Below are 263 nucleotides of genomic sequence, written 5' to 3' on the forward strand. Positions count from 1 at the left end.
CAAAGAACGCCTTCTATTCAGAAGCGTCTTATGCTATGCCTGAGGCTGACCAGGGCGCTTGCGCTTTTCTTACTACCTAAACCAGCCCTTTTCCTTGAAATGAGTTATCGCTTCGATGCGGTTTTTTACTTGAAGTTTGTCGAGGATGACCGAGATGTAATTCCGTACTGTCCCTGTCTTAATTCTCAGTTCTTCAGCAATCTCCTTGGTGTTTTTTCCGTCAGCAATCAATTCAAGTACCTCTTTTTCCCGATCTGTTAAGG

General features: G+C 44.1%; 1 protein-coding gene. It reads right to left on the reverse strand.

What is annotated here, in order from left to right; translation table 11 throughout:
- Window positions 1-72: 72 nt before the first annotated feature.
- The coding region (locus RYX56_RS23105) for a response regulator transcription factor (RefSeq protein WP_317124223.1) at window positions 73-263 on the reverse strand (191 nt) is incomplete at its 5' end.

The sequence above is a fragment of the Alkalihalophilus lindianensis genome (assembly GCF_032843265.1).
Classification (GTDB): Bacteria; Bacillota; Bacilli; order Bacillales; family Bacillaceae_D; genus Alkalihalophilus; species Alkalihalophilus lindianensis.